Consider the following 16,966-nt stretch of genomic DNA (forward strand, 5'->3'; position numbering starts at 1 on the left):
ACAAGAATGATCACTAAAGCTGATAAAAATGCGACTCGTAAGAAAAGACATGCGCGTGTACGTGCTAAACTTACTGGTACTGCAGAACGTCCACGTTTAAACGTGTTCCGTTCTAACCAACATATTTACGCTCAAGTTATTGATGATGTAAATGGTGTAACGTTAGTAAGTGCATCTACTCTTGATAAAGACCTTGCTCTTAACGGTACTAGCAATACTGAAGCTGCTACGAAAGTTGGAGAATCAGTTGCTAAGCGTGCTGTAGAGAAAGGCGTTAAAGAAGTAGTATTTGATCGCGGTGGTTACTTATACCATGGCCGTGTTAAAGCTCTAGCTGAAGCTGCTCGTGAGGCTGGATTACAATTTTAATGGTCAAAGGAGGGAAAATTGATGCATCGCATTGACCCAAGTAAATTAGAACTTGAAGAACGTGTAGTTACGATAAATCGTGTCGCGAAAGTTGTTAAGGGTGGTCGTCGTTTCCGCTTTGCTGCACTAGTTGTAGTTGGCGATAAAAACGGTCATGTTGGATTCGGTACTGGTAAAGCACAAGAGGTACCAGACGCAATTCGCAAAGCTATCGAAGACGCTAAGAAAAACTTAATCGCTGTACCATTAGTTGGTACAACAATTCCACACACAATCAACGGTCATTTTGGAGCTGGTGAAGTATTCTTAAAACCTGCTGCTGAAGGTACTGGTGTTATTGCTGGTGGACCTGTTCGTGCGGTACTTGAATTAGCTGGTGTACAAGATATTCTTTCGAAATCTCTTGGTTCTAACACACCAATCAACATGATTCGCGCTACTGTGAACGGATTAAGCGAACTTAAGCGCGCTGAAGATGTTGCAAAATTACGCGGTAAATCTGTAGAAGAGCTACTAGGTTAAGGAGGGAAAACAAATGGCGAAAAAGTTAGAAATTACCCTCACTCGTAGTGTAATTGGTCGTCCACAAGATCAACGTGCGACGGTAGAAGCTTTAGGTCTTAAAAAGTTGAATTCAACTGTAGTTAAGGAAGAAACTCCTGCTATTCTTGGTATGATCAACAAAGTTTCTCACCTTATAACTGTAAAAGAAGCTTAAGGATAACTCATTAATATAAGGAGGTGCCTGGGAATGAAACTTCATGAATTAAAACCTGCAGAAGGTTCTCGTAAAGTACGTAACCGTGTCGGTCGTGGTATCGGTTCTGGTAACGGTAAAACTGCTGGTAAAGGTCATAAAGGACAAAACGCACGTTCTGGCGGCGGTGTTCGTCTTGGCTTCGAAGGTGGTCAAACTCCATTATTCCGTCGTTTACCAAAACGCGGCTTCACAAACATTAACCGTAAAGAGTTTACTATTGTAAACTTATCAACGTTAAATCGTTTTGAAGATGGTACAGAAGTAACACCTGAATTATTGCTGGAAACTGGCGTTATCAGCAAATTAAACGACGGTGTTAAAATTCTTGCAAGCGGAGCAGTAGAGAAAAAATTAACTGTTAAAGCGCACAAGTTCTCTTCAAGTGCTAAAGAAGCAATTGAAGCAGCTGGCGGATCAGTTGAGGTGATCTAATGTTTCGTACAATCTCCAACTTTATGCGCGTTGCTGAGATAAGACGTAAAATATTATTCACTTTAGCGATGTTAGTCGTATTCAGGATTGGCACGTTTATCCCAGTGCCATTTACAAATGGAGACGTACTGAAAGCACAAGACCAATTAAATGCTTTAGGTATCCTAAATACATTTGGCGGTGGCGCCTTGAAAAACTTCTCCATCTTCGCGATGGGAATCATGCCGTATATTACAGCATCCATCATCGTGCAATTATTGCAGATGGATGTTGTTCCTAAATTTTCGGAATGGTCGAAGCAAGGTGAAATGGGCCGTCGTAAACTAACGCAATTCACGCGTTACTTTACAATTGTTCTTGCGTTTATTCAGGGGTTTGGTATGTCAATCGGTTTTAACGGTATGGTAGGTGGACAATTAATTTTGAATCCAGGTTGGAGCACTTATTTATACATTGCTACGGTACTGACTGCTGGTACTGCATTTTTAATGTGGTTAGGTGAACAGATTACAGCTAAAGGTGTAGGTAATGGTATTTCCATCCTTATCTTTGGTGGTATTGCCGCAGCGATCCCAAGTGTTATATCTCAAGTGTATCAACAACAGTTTCAAAATATCGGAGATCAATTGTTCATGAGTATCGTTAAAGTTGCATTGATTTTACTAGCTGTGCTAGCGGTTATTGTTGGTGTTATTTTCATTCAACAGGCTGTTAGAAAGATCCCAATTCAATATGCGAAGCGTGTAACAGGAGGGAATGGGAATCATGCTGGAGCACAAAACACACATTTACCGCTTAAGGTAAATAGTGCGGGTGTTATTCCAGTCATTTTTGCTGTTTCATTCTTAATTACGCCTCCAACTATTGCACAGTTCTTCCCGAAACATGATGTATCGCAGTGGATTATTGCAAACTTTAACTATTCTCACCCAGTGGGAATGATCATATATGTTGCGCTCATTGTAGCCTTCACATATTTCTATGCATTTGTTCAGGTTAATCCAGAGCAAATGTCAGAAAATCTAAACAAGCAAGGTGGATATGTTCCAGGTATTCGTCCGGGTAAGAATACAGAACAATATCTAACAAAAATCTTGTATCGTTTGACCTTTGTGGGATCAATTTTCCTAGCAGCGATTGCAATTCTACCAGTTATCTTTACGAAATTGGGAAATCTTCCTCCATCTGCACAGATTGGCGGAACGAGTATGTTAATCGTTGTCGGCGTTGCTTTAGAAACAATGAAGCAGCTAGAAAGCCAATTAGTAAAACGCCATTACAAAGGGTTTATCAAGCAGTGAGTAAGTGGGAAGAATTATCTTCCCTACATGCTCATGTACTGAGGGGGAACAAGGATGAACTTAATTTTAATGGGGCTTCCTGGTGCTGGTAAAGGTACACAAGCCGAACAGATTGTTGCCAAGTATAACATCCCTCACATCTCAACAGGAGATATGTTCCGTGCAGCTATGAAGGCTGAAACTGAACTTGGTTTACAAGCGAAATCTTTTATTGATAAAGGTGCGCTTGTTCCAGATGAAGTTACAATCGGAATTGTTCGTGAACGTTTAAGTCAAGAAGACTGTATTAAAGGATTCTTACTAGATGGTTTCCCACGAACTGTTGCACAAGCATCAGCTCTTGAAGAGATTATGAAAGATCTTGGCAAAAAAATCGACTATGTTTTAAACATTAATGTGGATTCAGGGTTGTTATTAAAACGCCTTACAGGCCGTCGCATTTGTAAAGAGTGCGGTGCGACTTACCACTTAGAATTCAATCCACCAGCAAAAGCTGACGTGTGCGATAAATGTGGTGGCGAATTATATCAACGCTCTGATGACAATGAAGAAACTGTAGCAAATCGTTTAGATGTAAATATTAAGCAAACAAAACCTTTGCTTGATTTCTACGAGGAGCTTGGTTACTTACAAAGCATTAATGGTGAGCAAGATATCAATAAAGTATTTGCTGATATCGATGTTCTCATCGGAGGCTTAGCGTAATGATCATCTGCAAAACTCCTCGCGAGATAGAAATCATGCGAGAAGCTGGCAGGATCGTTGCTTTAACTCATCAAGAGTTGAAACAGCATATTACTCCAGGAATTACAACGAAAGAGCTCGATCAAATAGCGGAAAAGACGATTCGAAAATATGGTGCTACGCCATCTTTTAAAGGATACAACGGATTTCCGGGGAGCATATGTGCTTCTGTAAATGAAGAGCTTGTACACGGGATTCCAGGGAAGCGTAAGCTCGAAGAGGGCGATATCATCAGTATCGATATTGGTGCAAAATACAATGGGTACCATGGAGATTCTGCATGGACGTATCCAGTTGGAAACATTTCTGAATCTGTTCAAAAGCTACTTGATGTCACAGAAAAATCGTTGTATCTTGGTCTAGAACAAGTAAAACCAGGCGAAAGATTATCAAATATCTCACATGCGGTTCAAACCCATGCTGAAGAGAATGGATTCTCGATCGTTAGGGAGTATGTTGGTCACGGAATCGGGCAAGACTTACATGAGGACCCTCAAATCCCGCACTATGGTCCACCAAATAGAGGTCCTAGATTAAAGCCGGGAATGGTCATCTGTGTCGAGCCGATGGTGAATCAAGGAAGACGATATGTAAAAACACTATCTGATGACTGGACAGTGGTAACGGTAGATGGTAAATGGTGTGCCCACTTTGAGCACACGATTGCTCTTACAGAAGCAGGATACGAAATCCTTACCACTTTATAAGTAGCTGGCTCTCCGGTATTTCAGAGCAGTGTAAAATGTTACTGATTTGAAGAAGGGAGAACTATTGAATGGCTAAAGATGATGTAATTGAAGTCGAAGGTACCGTTCTTGAAACGTTGCCAAATGCTATGTTCAAAGTAGAATTAGAGAATGGGCATGTCGTATTGGCTCACGTTTCTGGTAAAATCCGTATGAACTTCATTCGTATTTTACCAGGAGACAAAGTTACGGTAGAATTATCTCCGTACGATTTAAATCGTGGTCGTATTACGTACCGTTTTAAATAATATAGCACTCCGTAATCTTTAAGGAGGTTCGAGACATGAAAGTAAGACCGTCAGTTAAACCAATCTGCGAAAAATGTAAAGTTATTCGTAGACGTGGAAAAGTAATGGTTATTTGTGAAAACCCTAAACATAAACAAAAACAAGGTTAATCAGAAGGAGGTGCATTCGGAATGGCACGTATCGCAGGTGTAGATATTCCTCGTGACAAGCGCGTTGTTATTTCTTTAACTTACGTATTCGGCATTGGTCGCACAACTGCTGAAAAAATTCTTACTGAAGCTGGTATTTCTTCAGAAACACGAGTTCGTGATCTAACGGAAGACGAATTAGGACGTATCCGTGATATCATCGATCGTATTAAAGTTGAGGGAGACCTTCGTCGTGAAGTATCTCTTAACATTAAACGTCTAATGGAGATCGGTTCTTACCGTGGTCTTCGTCACCGTCGTGGCTTACCAGTTCGTGGTCAAAATTCTAAAAACAATGCTCGTACACGTAAAGGTCCACGTCGTACAGTAGCAAATAAAAAGAAATAATAAGTAAAGGAGGTTGAACTAACAATGGCACGTAAAACAAACACTCGTAAAAAACGTGTGAAAAAGAATATTGAAGCTGGTATAGCTCATATTCGTTCTACTTTCAACAACACAATCGTAACACTTACAGATACTCACGGTAACGCACTTTCTTGGTCTAGTGCTGGTGCACTTGGTTTCCGTGGATCTCGTAAATCTACTCCATTCGCTGCACAAATGGCTGCTGAAGCTGCTGCTAAAGTTGCAATGGAGCACGGTTTAAAAACTTTAGAGGTTACTGTTAAAGGTCCTGGTGCTGGTCGTGAAGCTGCAATTCGTGCTCTTCAAGCTGCAGGTCTAGAAGTAACAGCAATTAGAGATGTTACTCCAGTTCCTCATAATGGATGTCGTCCACCAAAACGTCGTCGTGTGTAATTTTTCTGTATAGAATTTTCCCTTTTGTCTATAATGGATATGATGCATTATCGAGAAATTTCGTACAGAAACATCGCTTGTTGTGCACAATCGGGAACTGCCTAAGGGGGACTTTCGGTTAAACAGGGGTTTGTCCTTTGTTTAACCGGGGTTTCGACGTTTTGAAGGAGGGTTTAGTTAATGATTGAAATCGAAAAACCGAAAATCGAAACGGTTGAACTTAACGAAGATGCTAAGTATGGCAAATTCGTGATTGAACCGCTTGAGCGTGGATATGGTACTACTTTGGGTAACTCCTTACGTCGTATTCTTTTATCCTCACTCCCTGGTGCCGCTGTAACTGCCATCCAAATCGATGGTGTTTTACACGAATTTTCAACAGTTGAGGGCGTAGTAGAGGACGTTACGACGATCATCTTAAACTTGAAAAAGTTAGCTCTTAAAATCTACTCTGAAGAAGAGAAGACGTTGGAAATCGATGTACAGGGCGAAGGTATTGTCACAGCTGCTGATATTACTCACGATAGTGATGTAGAAATCTTAAATCCAGATTTACACATTGCGACGTTAGCAAAAAATGCGCATTTCCGCATGCGTTTAACTGCAAAGCGTGGCCGTGGGTATACGCCAGCTGATGCAAATAAAAGCGAAGATCAACCAATAGGAGTAATTCCTATTGATTCTATTTATACTCCAGTATCACGTGTAACTTACCAAGTGGAAAAGACACGTGTCGGACAAGTGGCTAATTATGATAAGCTTACGCTTGATGTATGGACGGATGGAAGCATCGGGCCAAAAGAAGCTATCTCTTTAGGTGCCAAAATCTTAACTGAGCATTTAAATATCTTTGTTGGTTTAACTGATGAAGCACAAAATGCTGAGATTATGGTCGAGAAGGAAGAAGATCAAAAAGAGAAAGTTCTTGAGATGACTATCGAAGAACTAGATCTTTCTGTTCGTTCTTATAATTGCCTAAAACGTGCAGGAATTAATACTGTACAAGAGCTTGCGAACAAAACAGAAGAAGATATGATGAAAGTTCGTAACTTAGGACGTAAATCCTTAGAAGAAGTTAAACATAAACTTGAGGAATTAGGTTTAGGTTTACGTAAAGACGACTGAGGATTTAAACCCATCAACAAAGGAGGGAACTACGAATGGCATACAGAAAATTAGGCCGTACAAGTGCGCAACGTAAAGCTATGTTACGTGACTTAGCTACTGATTTAATTATCAACGAGCGTATCCAAACGACAGAAACTCGTGCAAAAGAACTTCGTTCTGTAGTGGAAAAAATGATCACTTTAGGTAAACGCGGAGATCTTCATGCTCGTCGTCAAGCAGCAGCTTTCATCCGTAATGAAGTTGCTAACGCTGAGACTGGTCAAGATGCACTTCAAAAATTATTCGCTGATGTAGCTCCACGCTATGCTGAGCGCCAAGGCGGATACACTCGTATTGCAAAAATTGGTCCACGTCGCGGAGACGCAGCACCAATGGTAATTATCGAGTTAGTATAATGATGATTAAAAGGGCAGGACAGTTCTTTTCAAGTAACTGGTCATGGCCCTTTTTTTTTAAATAAAAAAAATAGGCTAACTTGGCGAAGGAAAGGGTGCCTTGTATTGAAAATAGAGAAACTTCGGACAGAAAATATATCATTTCAATATCCTGGGGCAGCCTCTTATGCATTAAAAGATGTTTCATTTTCCTTATATGAAGGAGAATGGGTATCTGTTATTGGACAAAACGGTTCAGGGAAGTCTACACTTGCAAAATTATTGAATGGTTTGTTTTTGCCGGAATCAGGGACAATTACTGTAAATGATACAATGGTTTTATCAGAGGAAACGGTATGGGATATTCGAAAACAAATTGGGATGGTATTTCAAAATCCTGATAATCAATTTGTTGGAACGACAGTACAAGATGATGTTGTATTTGGCTTAGAGAATATTGGAATGCCAAGAGAGCAGATGGTAGAAAGATTAGAACAGGCTCTGCAACTTGTCCGTATGGAAGATTTTCTTAATGATGAACCCCATTCGTTATCTGGTGGACAAAAGCAACGAGTCGCAATAGCAGGCGTTTTAGCACTTCAGCCATCTATTTTAATATTAGATGAAGCAACGTCAATGCTAGACCCTCAAGGGAGACGTGAAGTAGTAGAAACGGTTAGACAACTTGTTAATCAAAAAGGTATTACTGTGTTATCAATTACACACGATTTAGAAGAAGCGGCACAGTCAGACCGTGTCATTATTTTAAACAAGGGAGAAATATTAGAGGAAGGAACTCCAGAACAAATTTTCAGGTCCTCTCATATGCTCCAAGAAATAGGGTTAGATGTACCGTTTTCAGTAAAAATAGCAGAATTATTAAAAAGAAATGAAATTCTCTTGCAAAATACGCATCTTACAATGGAAAGCTTGGTGAACGAACTTTGGAGATTACATTCCAAAAAGTAGAACATCGTTATCAATATAAAACTCCATTTGAAAGACGCGCACTTTATGATGTAGACGTGTCGTTTCCAAGTGGGGGCTATTATGCCATTATCGGTCATACTGGTTCAGGTAAGTCGACGATGATTCAACATTTAAATGGTTTATTGCAGCCGACAAATGGTACGGTTCAAATTGGTGAACATTTAATCTCAGCAGGGAAGAAAGAGAAGAAGCTTAAGCCACTACGAAAAAAAGTAGGGGTGGTCTTTCAGTTCCCAGAACATCAACTATTTGAAGAGACAGTTGAGAAGGATATTTGTTTTGGACCCACTAATTTCGGTGTGTCTGAAGAAATGGCAAAACAAAAGGCGAAAGATGCAATCCAGCTTGTTGGATTGGACATAGAGTTATTAGCACGTTCTCCGTTTGAATTAAGCGGTGGGCAAATGAGGCGTGTCGCAATAGCGGGTGTACTTGCGATGGAACCCGAAGTGCTTGTATTGGATGAGCCTACAGCAGGGCTTGACCCGAAAGGACAGCACGAGCTTATGGAGATGTTTTATAATTTGCATAAGGAACAGGGGCTTACAGTCATTCTTGTTACCCATAATATGGAGGATGCCGCTAAGTATGCAGATCAAATTGTGGTCATGCATAAAGGAACGGTCTTTTTGCAAGGAAGAGCGGAGGAAGTATTTTCACATGCTGATGAATTAGAACAAATTGGTGTGGATCTTCCGATGTCTTTAAAGTATAAACGTGCAATTGAAGAGAAGTTTGGTATTTCAATTTCGAAGGCTACCTTATCTTTAGAGGATCTTACTCATGAAGTTGTACAGGTGTTACGAAAAGGTGGTCATGAATCATGCAGCAGTTGATTATTGGGAGATACATTCCAGGTCAGTCACTCATTCATCAACTTGATCCTCGTACGAAGCTGTTGATTGTCTTTTTATATGTATTTGTTGTTTTCTTAGCAAATAATGCGATTTCATATGGATTTTTATTTTTATATGCACTCATTGCTTTATTTTTTGCAAAAGTGCCGATTCGTTATGTACTTTCGGGCTTAAAACCAATTTTATGGATTTTTCTTTTTACATTTTTCCTGCATATTTTTACAAATAAAGAAGGGGATGTACTATTCCAGCTTGGTTGGTTTTCAATACATGAAAAAGGATTAGAGCAAGGGATATACATTTCTATACGATTCTTCGTTATTATTTTAATGACGACATTATTAACGTTAACAACGACACCAATTGAGATTACAGATGGCTTGGAGACGTTATTAAAACCATTGAAGCGTATAAAGGTTCCTGTTCATGAAATCGCATTAATGATGTCTATTTCTCTTCGTTTTATCCCGACATTAATGGATGAAACGAGTAAAATTATGAAAGCACAAGCGTCACGTGGTATTGATTTTGCCGGAGGTCCGATAAAAGATAGGATGAAAGCAATTATTTCATTACTCGTTCCACTTTTTATTAGTGCTTTTAAGCGTGCTGAGGACTTAGCGATTGCGATGGAAGCTCGTGGATATCAAAATGGCGAAGGACGCACTAAATTTAGGCAACTACGCTGGAAAACAAGCGATACAGTAACGATTATAAGCTTACTTTGTTTAGCTTGTATTTTGGCATGGGTGCGATCGTAATGGAGAATAGAGAAATGGAAAGAATAAAATGTACAGTTGCATATGATGGCATTCACTTTTGTGGTTACCAAATTCAGCCACAGCATCGTACTGTTCAACAAGAAATAGAGAAGGCATTGCAGAAGTTGCATAAAGGAGAGCTTGTTCGTGTTCAGGCATCAGGCAGAACGGATTCTACCGTTCACGCGAAAGGACAAGTTATACACTTTGATACACCTTTGTCTCTTGAAGAGTGGCAATGGAGTAATGCTTTAAATACAATGTTGCCAGATGATATTGTTATCAGGCAGGTAGAGAAGAAAACAGAAGAATTTCATGCACGTTACGGTGTCGAGAAAAAAGAATATCGCTATCGTGTATTATTATCAAAGACTGCGGATGTATTCCGTAGAAATTACGTATATCAATATCCATATCCACTTGAAATAGAATCGATAAGAAAAGCAATTCCTTATTTTATCGGGACTCATGATTTTACTTCTTTTTGTTCGGCAAAAACTGACAAAATAGATAAAGTGCGAACAATTTATGAAATCGAGTTAATTGAGCAAGACGATGAATTAATTTTTCGTTTTGTAGGTAATGGATTTTTATATAATATGGTCAGAATTATTGTTGGTACGTTACTTAGCGTAGGGCAAGGAAAGCTTGATCCTGATAGCATTCCAGAGATTTTAGCGAAACAAAATCGCCAGTTCGCTGGAAAGATGGCTCCAGGTCATGGACTTTACTTATGGCAGGTAAACTATAACAACTAATCCTGGTGTAACATTTGCTTGACATTAGAAACTCAAAAGTATATCATAACATATGGTATTGTTTCTAAAACCACGATTAGCCCCGGAAGGAAATCGTGTTTAAGATAAACAATAGATTTTTTCTATGGAAAAGATAACGAGGAGGGAAACACATGCGTACGACTTTTATGGCAAAAGCTAACGAAGTTGAGCGTAAATGGTATGTGGTTGACGCTGAAGGTCAAACTTTAGGTCGCCTAGCTAGTGAAGTAGCATCCATTTTACGTGGTAAAAACAAACCTACATTTACACCACACGTTGACACGGGTGATCATGTAATTATTATTAACGCTGAGAAAATTCATTTAACAGGTAATAAATTAAACGATAAAATTTACTACCGTCACACTAACCACCCAGGTGGACTTAAGCAAAGAACAGCTCTAGAAATGCGTACAAACTACCCTGTACAAATGTTAGAGCTTGCAATTAAAGGCATGCTTCCAAAAGGACGTTTAGGACGTCAAGTTTCTAAGAAACTAAACGTGTATGCTGGAGCAGAGCATCCACACCAAGCACAAAAACCAGAAGTTTACGAACTTCGCGGATAATTAATTAAAGGAGGGCTTACTTTGGCACAGGTTCAATACTATGGCACTGGACGTCGTAAGAGTTCAGTAGCGCGCGTACGCCTAGTTCCAGGCGAAGGACGCGTTATCATTAACGGTCGTGATTTTGAAAACTATATCCCATTTGCTGCATTACGTGAAGTAGTGAAACAACCTCTAGTTGCAACAGAAACTTTAGGTAACTACGATGTACTTGTAAACGTAAATGGTGGTGGATACACTGGTCAAGCTGGTGCTATTCGTCACGGTATTTCTCGCGCTTTATTAAAAGCTGATCCAGAATACCGTCTAACACTAAAACGTGCAGGTCTATTAACTCGTGACGCACGTATGAAAGAGCGTAAAAAATACGGTCTTAAAGGCGCACGTCGTGCACCTCAGTTCTCAAAACGTTAATTTTTGCGAACTTCAAACCCCAACCATTTTGGTTGGGGTTTTTTATGTTTAATTCCTCTTTTGTATTTTTTGTAGTTTGGAATATTTTAGTGCTATCGTCCTACGTATGCTTCTTCTTTAGAGGTTTAGACTAATACGTATTAGGGAGGTTTATAAGTACTATGAATGTCATTGTCAACTTACAAGAAAAACAAAAAGAAAAGCAGTTAAAATACGAGCGGAAGATGCTGCGAGAATTATCATTAAAAACATTACGTTCAAATATTCGTGATGCTTTTCATATGCAAGAGCTTCATCGTCAGTATGAAGATTATTGTATTGAATTAGGGATAGAATCTTATTTGTTAGGAGCGAGATACAGTAAATTTGGTTATTATGGTGAATCATTCTTTGATGTGAAATATAGAGCATTAGAGGAAGAACAACAATTAACTGAAACACTATTTCAATTTTTAACAAGTATGACTATACGAGAAATTAAATTAAATGATGAGGAATTACTTTATGAATCTTGCCAGCAGTTTATCGGCTTGTGGTGGCAGGAAGGATATGAAAAAGGTGAAAGAAGATATCGATTAAAGCTACACTAAGACAAGCATAAACTTTCCTCTTGTCCCATATAAGTAATTAGAGGGACTAGCTGGAGGAGGAAAGGTATGAAGAGAATTCGAATTATCTCTTTTGCGCTCGCTGCGGTTGTTTTGTTTTTTTTAGTCAAACAAGAATTTCAAATTACAAAATCGTGGCGAGCTTGGAATTTACCCTTATCAGGGAAAGTAATTGTATTGGATGCTGGACATGGTGGACCAGACGGAGGGGCTGTTGGTGGAAAGGATATTGTAGAAAAAGATATTACACTTGAGATTACAAAAAAGGTACAAGATTATTTACAAGAACAAGGTGCTTTAGTTATTTTAACACGTGAGGGAGATTATGATTTAGCTAACAAAGATACAAAGTCATATAGTAGACGTAAAGCAGAGGATTTAAAAAGGCGTGTAGAGATCATTAATAAGCCTGATGTAGACTTTTTTGCAAGTATCCATTTAAATGCTCTAACTAGTGGTGGATCCAAAGGCGCACAAACGTTCTATTACCGTTCTTTAATTGAAAATGAACGGGCTGCGAAATTTATACAGGCTGAATTGAGAACAAGCTTAGAAAATACGAATCGTTCTGCTAAAACAATTCCTCACGTGTACTTATTGAAGTATGCTAAAACACCGGGTGCTTTAATTGAGGCTGGCTTTTTATCGAATGTGAATGAAAGATATATGTTAAATTCGGAGAAATATCAGCAAAAAGTAGCAGCTGCAATATATCGTGGTATATTACGTTATTTTACGGAAAAGGGAAATCCTCCAGAATAAGGAGGATTTTTTCGAGTTTCTCTCGTTAACGAAGTTTTCCGAAAATATGTTATACTGGAAATGTAAACGCATTTATTTCAAAAATAAAGAGAGATAAATTCAATTAACATTACGTTATTTTTCATACAGGGGGCTGGGCTAATTATGGTAACAAAAGAGCAAGTAGTGGAAGCGTTGGAAGGGATTGTAGATCCGTTTTTACATAAAACGTTAAAAGAAACAAATGCAATTAAAGAGGTAACAGTCAAGCCTGAGAAGGAACATGTAAGTGTTAAAATTGCAATTGTAAAAACAGGTACAGCAGAGCAAATGCAGTTGCAGTCTGGAATTGTAAAGTTAGTAAAAGAACTTGGAGCAGCAACAGTTGGACTTCGTTTCGCAGAATTTACAGAAGAGGAATTAGCTCAGTTTGCACCACCGCAAGAAGAAGAGAAAAGTGAATCTTTATTATCACCAAACTCAAAAACAACATTTTTAGCAGTGGCAAGTGGAAAAGGTGGGGTAGGAAAATCGACTGTTTCCGTTAACCTTGCAATTGCTTTAGCTCGTTTAGGGAAAAAAGTCGGTATCATTGATGCAGATATTTACGGTTTTAGTGTACCGGATATGATGGGTATAGAAAAACGTCCAATCGTAAGAGGCGATAAGATAATTCCAGTGGAGCGTCTAGGTGTGAAAGTAATCTCAATGGGATTCTTTGTAGAAGATAATGCGCCTGTTATTTGGAGAGGACCTATGCTTGGAAAAATGTTAAATCACTTCTTCACAGAAGTAGAATGGGGTGATTTAGATTACTTAGTATTAGACCTACCGCCAGGCACGGGTGACGTTGCGTTAGATGTGCATTCGATGTTGCCGTCTTGTAAAGAGATTATTGTAACAACGCCGCATCCAACAGCAGCGTTTGTAGCAGCGCGCGCTGGAGCGATGGCTTTACGTACAGAACATAGCATTCTTGGTGTCGTTGAAAATATGGCATACTTTGAAAGTAAAGCAACTGGTGAGAAAGAGTATGTGTTTGGAAGAGGCGGAGGAGACAAACTAGCTACGGAACTCCAAACGGATGTACTTGGCCGAATTCCACTTCAGCAACCTGATTGGAATAAAGAAGACTTTGCGCCGTCAGTATATGAAGATACACATACAACGGGTCTCATTTATCGTGCGATAGCTGAGACAGTTATTGATAAAACGGCCGTTACACAAAAGTAAAGTAATAATGAGTGGGCAATACATACATTGTCCACTCATTATTATAATTATTATTTTTACTTTTGCTCTTTATTCCCACCTTGAGAACCACCTTCACCGCCTTTTTTAGCAGATCCGCCTTTTTCGGCTTTTTGCACACCTTTACTAATGATATCAATCATTTTAGCTTGGAAGAGTGGACTTTCAGCGGTTTCGGTTAGTACTTGTTGTAAATATTGACGATATTCTTTACTCTTCATTGTTTGTAACATGATTTTTTCTACTTCAGGATTCTTCATAATCTCTATAACACCTGATTGGTATTCAGGATCTTTAAGTAAAGTTTTCATCAAGTTTGTTTGTTCTTTTCCCATACTTTTAGCAAATTTCGATGAGAACTCAGGGTCTTTAAAGAGTTTTTCCCAGAATTGTTGCCCTTTGTCGGATACCATCGCATCTTCAATCGTTTTCTTTACTACCGTTTCATCTAGTATGAGTGCTTGTTTCATTTTTTCATCCGTTAATACATCTTGGATTGCTTTTTTTCCTTGATCGGTTTTTAAAATATCAACAATCATTTTCTTTGTTTGATCGTAATCTAGTTCAGATTTCGTTTCTTTTCCTTGTGCACATGCTACTAGTGCGAAAAGTAAAAGAGAAGAAATCAAAACGAGCAGCATCCGTTTCATAAGTTGGAGCTCCTTTCAGCACAGTTCTCTTTTTTTAATATAAATATCTTTAAGGAATTTATACATGAACATGGCTAGCTTTTTGAAATTGTCATTGATACAATTTAATTAGAAATATAAGAATAATGGGGGATGTGTTGTGAATAGCCGCAAGTGGGTACGACTATTTTTAACGACGTTGTTTCTTGGTGGGATTAGCACAGTCTTTATTGGATTTGTTTTGGAGTGGGACAAGTACGCTAAATTTTTTCAAAATTTCGACGGTAAAGAAATTTTAGCGATTTCTTTTTGGTTGATGGGCGTAGGATTTATTTTTAGTGTTATAAGTCAAATGGGATTCTTTGCGTATTTAACAATCCATCGTTTTGGACTAGGGATGTTCCGGTCATCTTCTTTATGGAATGCAGTACAGCTTTTCTTTATTGCGTTCGTATTGTTTGATTTTGTTTATTTAAGGTCAGTACTTATTGCAAATGGGGAAGTTTCATTGGGGAATAACATACTTGTTGCTGGCATGTTATTTGTATTTGGAGCGATTGTCGCTTACGTAAAGAGTAAAGAAACGAACAAAAAAGCTTTTGTGCCCGCTCTGTTTTTTATGGTTGTTGTAACAATTCTTGAGTGGGTACCAGCGCTTCGGATTAATGATACAGATTGGTTATATTTAATGGTTATACCACTTCTATTATGTAATGCATATCAGTTGCTTGTATTACATCGTTTAATAGGACAGACGAGTAAAACCGCTTAATTTAAAGAGCGGACGAAGAGTTTTAATTGGCTGAATAAAAAAGCTCTACTATCTTAACGTAAGATAGTAGAGTTTTTTATGCGTGAAGAACTGTTTGGAATTGAACTACTTTATATCTTCACTTTTCGTACTAGTGTTGGATATAAGTTGTGATACAGATGTTTGTTCATAACCGTCACTCTTTAATTTTTGTAAGAGTAGTGGTAAAGCTTTATTTGTTTGAAGGGCGGAATCGGAAGCGTGTAATAAGATGATATCTCCGCCCTTCAAATTGCTAGAGACGGTGGAAACGATGTTATTTACGCCGGGATTTTTCCAGTCATTTGAATCGTTACTCCAATGGACGATAGTGTATCCGAGTGATTCTGCTATTTTAAGGGTTGTTTTGTTAAAGTCTCCACTAGGTGGGCGTAATAGCTTGACTTGTTTTACACCAAGCTTCGTAAAAACATCTTGTGCCCGCAAAAGATCTCTTCGTATTTCATTTGCTTCTAGTGAAGTGTAGGACGTGTAATTATAGCCCATACTACCAATCTCATGTCCATCTTTCATGATGCGTTCGACAATATCAGGGTGTCTTTCAGCCCATGCAGCAGAGAGAAAGAAGGTTGCATTCTTAATTTCTCTTTCTTTGAGTGTATCAAGGATTGGAATAGCTTTTTTGTCTCCCCAACTAATGTCGAACGTGAATGCAACTTGTTTTTTAGCGGTGTCCCCTTTGTAAATTACTTTAGGGCCAGTAGCAGTTGAAAAAGCAGAGTCATGTGAATATGTTTTTAAAAAGAGTAGCCATGCTGTAAATAAGGAAAGTACGACTATTAAGCTAATGTGTTTAAATGTTCTTTTACTCGTAATAAAAAAGAAAAACATAATATTACGCCCCTTTGTCCAATCCTTTTCAGTTACATATATGCTTTAAATTAAAAAAAGAGAACAAGGAATTAATATCGTAAGTGGTGGATATAATGAATGATAGTATTTTGGTTTTTCAGTGATGTGTTATTGATAAGTGAAAACGAGCGGAACTTTTATTATTGCGTAAGGAACTATTGGGGTGATGATTTGCTTGGGCTTATGTTGACGAAAGAAGAGAAAAAAGAAATGGAATACATATTGAAGAGAGAGCTAGAGGAACTTTTATTTGATTTTGAAGATGAGCATATACATAGCGTTGTAAAAAAGGCGATGGAAGAGAGATATAAAATCATTTTTTGTTTATTTCGGAGAGTTGCTAATACAGAAGAATGTATTCGTTATGTAAGAAAAAGAATTTTTTATTAAAAAGTGTTGACGTTAAGGATAAGTATATGATAAATTAATAACCGTCGCTGATGCAGAAACGCAGAAAACGACAAAAAAGAAATTAAAAAACTTAGTTGACATTAAAAAACGAAAATGTTAACATAAGGAAGTCGCAAATGAGCGACGAAGTAGTTCTTTGAAAACTGAACGAAACAAACAACGTGAAACGTCAATTTTTATTTTTAGATGCTAGACAAACTAACTTTATTGGAGAGTTTGATCCTGGCTCAGGATGAACGCT

The 16,966-nt window shown here is 38.4% G+C and carries 26 protein-coding genes; 24 read left to right on the forward strand and 2 right to left on the reverse strand.

The features are described 5' to 3' along the window. Positions 1-6: 6 nt before the first annotated feature. From rplR to ACTFQM_RS26060, 22 genes are all read left to right on the forward strand, one after another. Positions 7-369: a 50S ribosomal protein L18 gene (gene rplR, locus ACTFQM_RS25955; RefSeq protein ID WP_000628818.1), complete on the forward strand. Its 363-nt coding sequence runs from the start codon at positions 7-9 to the stop codon at positions 367-369. Between the two features lie 21 nt (positions 370-390). Continuing rightward, a complete protein-coding gene (rpsE, locus tag ACTFQM_RS25960) occupies positions 391-891 on the forward strand; it encodes a 30S ribosomal protein S5 (protein WP_000554646.1) in 501 nt (166 codons plus the stop codon). Positions 892-904: 13 nt separating this feature from the next. Continuing rightward, positions 905-1,087: a 50S ribosomal protein L30 gene (gene rpmD / locus ACTFQM_RS25965; protein WP_001085231.1), complete on the forward strand. Its 183-nt coding sequence runs from the start codon at positions 905-907 to the stop codon at positions 1,085-1,087. A 33-nt stretch (positions 1,088-1,120) separates the two neighbouring features. After that, entirely contained in the window at positions 1,121-1,561 is a 441-nt protein-coding gene (rplO, locus tag ACTFQM_RS25970; protein WP_000766083.1) for a 50S ribosomal protein L15, read from the forward strand. After that, the gene (secY, locus tag ACTFQM_RS25975) at positions 1,561-2,862 is read left to right on the forward strand and encodes a preprotein translocase subunit SecY (protein ID WP_002124688.1); all 1,302 of its coding nucleotides are present in this window, start codon (positions 1,561-1,563) and stop codon (positions 2,860-2,862) included. Before rplO ends, secY begins: the two co-directional genes overlap by 1 nt. A gap of 54 nt (positions 2,863-2,916) precedes the next feature. Then, positions 2,917-3,567, forward strand: a complete 651-nt coding sequence (locus ACTFQM_RS25980; RefSeq protein ID WP_025149623.1) for an adenylate kinase — start codon at positions 2,917-2,919, stop codon at positions 3,565-3,567. Continuing rightward, positions 3,567-4,313 (forward strand): type I methionyl aminopeptidase, encoded by a 747-nt coding sequence (map, locus tag ACTFQM_RS25985; protein ID WP_000582542.1) that lies wholly within the window; start codon positions 3,567-3,569, stop codon positions 4,311-4,313. The genes ACTFQM_RS25980 and map overlap by 1 nt, the downstream gene beginning before the upstream one ends. A 68-nt stretch (positions 4,314-4,381) precedes the next feature. Then, positions 4,382-4,600, forward strand: coding sequence for a translation initiation factor IF-1 (gene infA / locus ACTFQM_RS25990; RefSeq protein ID WP_001029884.1), 219 nt, complete (start codon positions 4,382-4,384; stop codon positions 4,598-4,600). Between the two features lie 35 nt (positions 4,601-4,635). After that, positions 4,636-4,749 (forward strand): 50S ribosomal protein L36, encoded by a 114-nt coding sequence (gene rpmJ, locus ACTFQM_RS25995; protein WP_000868344.1) that lies wholly within the window; start codon positions 4,636-4,638, stop codon positions 4,747-4,749. Positions 4,750-4,770: 21 nt separating this feature from the next. Further along, a complete protein-coding gene (rpsM, locus tag ACTFQM_RS26000; protein ID WP_000090790.1) occupies positions 4,771-5,136 on the forward strand; it encodes a 30S ribosomal protein S13 in 366 nt (121 codons plus the stop codon). A 24-nt stretch (positions 5,137-5,160) separates the two neighbouring features. Further along, complete coding sequence (gene rpsK / locus ACTFQM_RS26005; RefSeq protein ID WP_000101797.1) at positions 5,161-5,550, forward strand: 30S ribosomal protein S11; 390 nt, start codon at positions 5,161-5,163, stop codon at positions 5,548-5,550. A 180-nt stretch (positions 5,551-5,730) separates the two neighbouring features. Beyond that, complete coding sequence (locus ACTFQM_RS26010) at positions 5,731-6,675, forward strand: DNA-directed RNA polymerase subunit alpha (RefSeq protein ID WP_000569644.1); 945 nt, start codon at positions 5,731-5,733, stop codon at positions 6,673-6,675. Between the two features lie 35 nt (positions 6,676-6,710). Beyond that, the gene (gene rplQ, locus ACTFQM_RS26015; RefSeq protein WP_000331490.1) at positions 6,711-7,073 is read left to right on the forward strand and encodes a 50S ribosomal protein L17; all 363 of its coding nucleotides are present in this window, start codon (positions 6,711-6,713) and stop codon (positions 7,071-7,073) included. 105 nt (positions 7,074-7,178) lie between these two features. Next, entirely contained in the window at positions 7,179-8,021 is an 843-nt protein-coding gene (locus ACTFQM_RS26020; RefSeq protein WP_440036846.1) for an energy-coupling factor ABC transporter ATP-binding protein, read from the forward strand. After that, a complete protein-coding gene (locus tag ACTFQM_RS26025) occupies positions 7,997-8,878 on the forward strand; it encodes an energy-coupling factor ABC transporter ATP-binding protein (RefSeq protein ID WP_002175428.1) in 882 nt (293 codons plus the stop codon). Before ACTFQM_RS26020 ends, ACTFQM_RS26025 begins: the two co-directional genes overlap by 25 nt. After that, positions 8,866-9,660: an energy-coupling factor transporter transmembrane component T family protein gene (locus ACTFQM_RS26030; RefSeq protein WP_002175427.1), complete on the forward strand. Its 795-nt coding sequence runs from the start codon at positions 8,866-8,868 to the stop codon at positions 9,658-9,660. Before ACTFQM_RS26025 ends, ACTFQM_RS26030 begins: the two co-directional genes overlap by 13 nt. Before the next feature lie 14 nt (positions 9,661-9,674). Next, positions 9,675-10,418, forward strand: a complete 744-nt coding sequence (gene truA / locus ACTFQM_RS26035) for a tRNA pseudouridine(38-40) synthase TruA (RefSeq protein ID WP_071717894.1) — start codon at positions 9,675-9,677, stop codon at positions 10,416-10,418. Positions 10,419-10,570: 152 nt separating this feature from the next. Continuing rightward, on the forward strand, positions 10,571-11,008 hold the full coding sequence (gene rplM / locus ACTFQM_RS26040; RefSeq protein ID WP_001260793.1) for a 50S ribosomal protein L13: 438 nt from the start codon (positions 10,571-10,573) through the stop codon (positions 11,006-11,008). A 21-nt stretch (positions 11,009-11,029) separates the two neighbouring features. Further along, the gene (rpsI, locus tag ACTFQM_RS26045; protein ID WP_000079986.1) at positions 11,030-11,422 is read left to right on the forward strand and encodes a 30S ribosomal protein S9; all 393 of its coding nucleotides are present in this window, start codon (positions 11,030-11,032) and stop codon (positions 11,420-11,422) included. Positions 11,423-11,583: 161 nt separating this feature from the next. Then, positions 11,584-12,012, forward strand: a complete 429-nt coding sequence (locus tag ACTFQM_RS26050) for a DUF2521 family protein (RefSeq protein ID WP_002175425.1) — start codon at positions 11,584-11,586, stop codon at positions 12,010-12,012. Between the two features lie 66 nt (positions 12,013-12,078). Continuing rightward, the gene (gene cwlD, locus ACTFQM_RS26055; protein WP_002175424.1) at positions 12,079-12,792 is read left to right on the forward strand and encodes an N-acetylmuramoyl-L-alanine amidase CwlD; all 714 of its coding nucleotides are present in this window, start codon (positions 12,079-12,081) and stop codon (positions 12,790-12,792) included. A gap of 144 nt (positions 12,793-12,936) precedes the next feature. Then, positions 12,937-14,004: an Mrp/NBP35 family ATP-binding protein gene (locus ACTFQM_RS26060; RefSeq protein WP_002175423.1), complete on the forward strand. Its 1,068-nt coding sequence runs from the start codon at positions 12,937-12,939 to the stop codon at positions 14,002-14,004. A gap of 56 nt (positions 14,005-14,060) precedes the next feature. Here ACTFQM_RS26060 and gerD read toward each other — a convergent pair whose 3' ends face one another. Next, the gene (gene gerD / locus ACTFQM_RS26065) at positions 14,061-14,672 is read right to left on the reverse strand and encodes a spore germination lipoprotein GerD (protein ID WP_440036849.1); all 612 of its coding nucleotides are present in this window, start codon (positions 14,670-14,672) and stop codon (positions 14,061-14,063) included. A 139-nt stretch (positions 14,673-14,811) separates the two neighbouring features. Here gerD and kbaA point away from each other — a divergent pair, with 139 nt between their 5' ends. Further along, positions 14,812-15,423, forward strand: coding sequence for a KinB signaling pathway activation protein KbaA (kbaA, locus tag ACTFQM_RS26070; protein ID WP_400531522.1), 612 nt, complete (start codon positions 14,812-14,814; stop codon positions 15,421-15,423). A 105-nt stretch (positions 15,424-15,528) separates the two neighbouring features. On the opposite strand, the gene pdaB is transcribed toward kbaA, so the two are convergent. Next, entirely contained in the window at positions 15,529-16,293 is a 765-nt protein-coding gene (pdaB, locus tag ACTFQM_RS26075) for a polysaccharide deacetylase family sporulation protein PdaB (RefSeq protein ID WP_048374294.1), read from the reverse strand. A gap of 192 nt (positions 16,294-16,485) precedes the next feature. Here pdaB and ACTFQM_RS26080 point away from each other — a divergent pair, with 192 nt between their 5' ends. Further along, positions 16,486-16,704 carry a hypothetical protein gene (locus tag ACTFQM_RS26080; RefSeq protein ID WP_025149617.1) on the forward strand — a complete coding sequence of 73 codons (219 nt, stop codon included), beginning with the start codon at positions 16,486-16,488 and terminating at the stop codon, positions 16,702-16,704. Positions 16,705-16,966 lie beyond the last annotated feature (262 nt).

It is taken from the genome of Bacillus cereus group sp. MYBK30-2, from assembly GCF_051915945.1.
In the GTDB taxonomy this organism is placed as follows: domain Bacteria; phylum Bacillota; class Bacilli; order Bacillales; family Bacillaceae_G; genus Bacillus_A; species Bacillus_A paramycoides.